The following is a 3,040-nucleotide window of genomic DNA, read 5'->3' on the forward strand; positions in this document are numbered from 1 at the left end:
GTTCAAACTTTTGACCTTGTTGAACGTTATCTACGTTGCTACGGATGTATTTCGCTAGCAGCATTTGACCCGCATCCCAACGCGAAAATTCATTGCGAGCATTCACCATCAGGAAGATCAGCTCTTCATCCGAATAGTCGTACTCCAGTTTCACTGGCGCAGAAAATTCACGCAGTAGCGATGGGATCGGTTGCTCTGAAACGTTTTCAAACACGAACGTTTGTACCGCTTCTTTCACATCAAGTACATTGTGAACTGGCTGGCCGTTACATTGTAACCCAATCACTTCACCCGACGCGGTGTATAGCTCGATGTCTAGAGGAATATGCAGAGCTTGCTTTTCCGTTTGCTCATGCGTTGGAGCCGTTACTTGGCGAGTTGTTAACGTGTACTCTTTTTTGTCTGCGTCGTAGTGACTTTCAACAGAAAGCGTCGGCGTACCAGATTGGCTGTACCATAAACGGAACTGAGACAGGTCAACGCCCGACGCATCTTCCATTGCAGCAACGAAATCTTCGCAAGTTGCAGCGGTACCATCGTGACGTTCAAAGTAAAGCTTCATGCCTTTTTGGAAACCTTCCTCACCCAACAATGTGTGGATCATTCGGATCACTTCACTGCCCTTTTCGTATACAGTCAATGTGTAGAAGTTGTTCATTTCTATCACTTTTTCAGGGCGAATTGGGTGAGACATTGGACTTGCATCTTCAGCGAATTGTGGCCCGCGAATAATACGAACATTGTTGATTCGGTTTACTGCGCGAGAACCAAGATCAGATGAGAACTCTTGGTCACGGAATACGGTTAAGCCTTCTTTCAAGCTTAGTTGGAACCAATCGCGACATGTCACTCGGTTACCGGTCCAGTTATGGAAATATTCATGACCGATTACCGCTTCGATGCCTAGGTAGTCGGTGTCGGTTGCTGTTTGGTCGTTCGCTAAAACAAACTTAGAGTTAAATACGTTCAGACCTTTGTTTTCCATCGCGCCCATGTTGAAGAAATCAACAGCTACGATCATGTAGATGTCTAAGTCATACTCAAGATTGAAACGCTCTTCGTCCCACTTCATTGAGTTAATCAAAGAAACCATCGCGTGGTTTGCGCGGTCTAGATTGCCTTTGTCGACAAAGATTTCTAGGTCAACTTTGCGGCCTGATTGTGTGGTGTAAGCGTCACGAAGTACATCAAAGTCACCGGCAACAAGAGCAAACAAGTAAGCAGGTTTTGGATGTGGGTCTTGCCACTTAACCCAGTGACGACCATTTTCAGCATCACCTTCATCTATACGGTTACCATTACTAAGTAAGAATGGATTTTCTGCTTTGTCTGCGATTACCGTTGTGGTGAATTTTGCCAATACATCAGGGCGGTCCATGTAGTAAGTAATACGACGGAAACCTTCAGCTTCACACTGAGTACAGAATGCGCCACCCGACTTATACAAACCTTCAAGTGCACTATTCCCTTCAGGATTTACTTTCGTCACGATCGTGAGTGTGAAATCTTTCGGTAGTCCGCTCAGTGTCAGTTGAGTTTCAGATTGCTCGAATTGCGTCCACTCTTGACCCTCAACTAAAACAGAAACCAACGTCAAACCTTCACCATCAAGTACTAAGGTCGAACTATCTTTCTCTTGCTTAACACTAGACACCGCCGTAATGATGGACGCTGAATCGTACAAATCGAAAGTAAGATCGATTTGAGAAATAGTGTGAGATGGTGATTGATAATCTTTACGATACTTGGCTTGAGGTGTATGTGCCATGACGGGTTCCTTTTGATCGTTATACGTAATTGTATTTTAACTGTATATATCTAAAGGTTGAGCGCCAAGAACACAAGGGGAATATTGAAAAAAGGAGGCATTGTAGTAAAACGCCTCCATGTTTTGCTATTTTATCAACCAAATCAGGAAGGAACGGCTAATAAATGAACTATGATCCATATTATCAACAAGCCTGACTTTGCGCATCCAACTCATCATTATCGAATACGATTGAGTACTGCAAACATGTCGCCTTCTTCACCTTGAAGCGTCAAGACGTCGCTGTTTAATGTGTAACGAGTACCATGCTCGCCATTTTCATACAGAAGCACCAATTGATCGCCTTCTGTGTAATACACCCCTCGACGAACAACTTCACTCCCCACTTCATCGGACACTCTGAACATAAATACAAAGTCAGGTTGAAGCACTAAATCCATTTTTTGAATATTACTCGCGCGCAAGTCGCTTCCGGACAATTCGGCGCTTGACCATATTCCCGCCAATGCATTTGGTAAAGCCTTGGTGAACATAACACCGTTGAGGTTCAACATATTATGGTTACTGCTATAGGCGTAAACTTGAGGTTCAGAGGTGTTTAAACCCAAAATAATGGTATCTTCATTGGCGTTATACAAGCCTTCCCAATGGTCGACACTGTAGTCTTTCTTTTGAATATCAATGGAGAATGAATAATTTGAATCAAGGGTTAGCTTTATCGCTCTAAAATTTTCAGTACCTTGTTCAGGATCTGGGTTCATCAAATACCAATCACCAAGCAGTAAAGGAAGGTCAAAATGAGATAGATTGCTGTCACTTTTTGATTGCTGCTCGCTTGAAGCGACCTCACTCCCAAAAGCAACAAAACTTAAACAAGATAAAAATAGTAGAATCCATTTCATACGCGCCCCCTCGTTTTCTTTAAGCTTAGGCACGTAATGAATAGAAAGCGAAAAAATTTGATCTAAGTCACTAAATTTTAAATGCGAAGTAACTGAATTTTAAATACGAAGTGCTACGCGACATGATCACTCGCAAAAACACCCTTTAAAAATGCGTTATTAAGAATATACTCAAGCATTAATAGACGAGAAATGGCCTCGATTTTTGTCAAATCGCAGATAGAAAAAAAGCGAGCCTAAGCTCGCTTTTTTAAAAATCCCACCTTTAACAAGGCACGTTAGCGTCTATTTTTTTATCATATCCAGCATGATAGCGACAGACTCATCAAGATAAGCATCTGGGACTTCGTAATCTTTAGGGATATCATCC

At 42.4% G+C, this 3,040-nt stretch carries 2 protein-coding genes; both read right to left on the reverse strand.

What is annotated here, in order from left to right; all coding sequences use genetic code 11:
• On the reverse strand, positions 1 to 1,768 hold a 1,768-nt coding region (gene pepN / locus AB4496_RS18240), incomplete at its 3' end, for an aminopeptidase N (protein ID WP_372131563.1).
• A gap of 218 nt (positions 1,769 to 1,986) precedes the next feature.
• Entirely contained in the window at positions 1,987 to 2,670 is a 684-nt protein-coding gene (locus AB4496_RS18245; RefSeq protein ID WP_012603881.1) for a hypothetical protein, read from the reverse strand.
• Positions 2,671 to 3,040 lie beyond the last annotated feature (370 nt).

It is taken from the genome of Vibrio sp. 10N.222.46.A1 (assembly GCF_041473595.1).
In the GTDB taxonomy this organism is placed as follows: Bacteria; Pseudomonadota; Gammaproteobacteria; order Enterobacterales; family Vibrionaceae; genus Vibrio; species Vibrio tasmaniensis_A.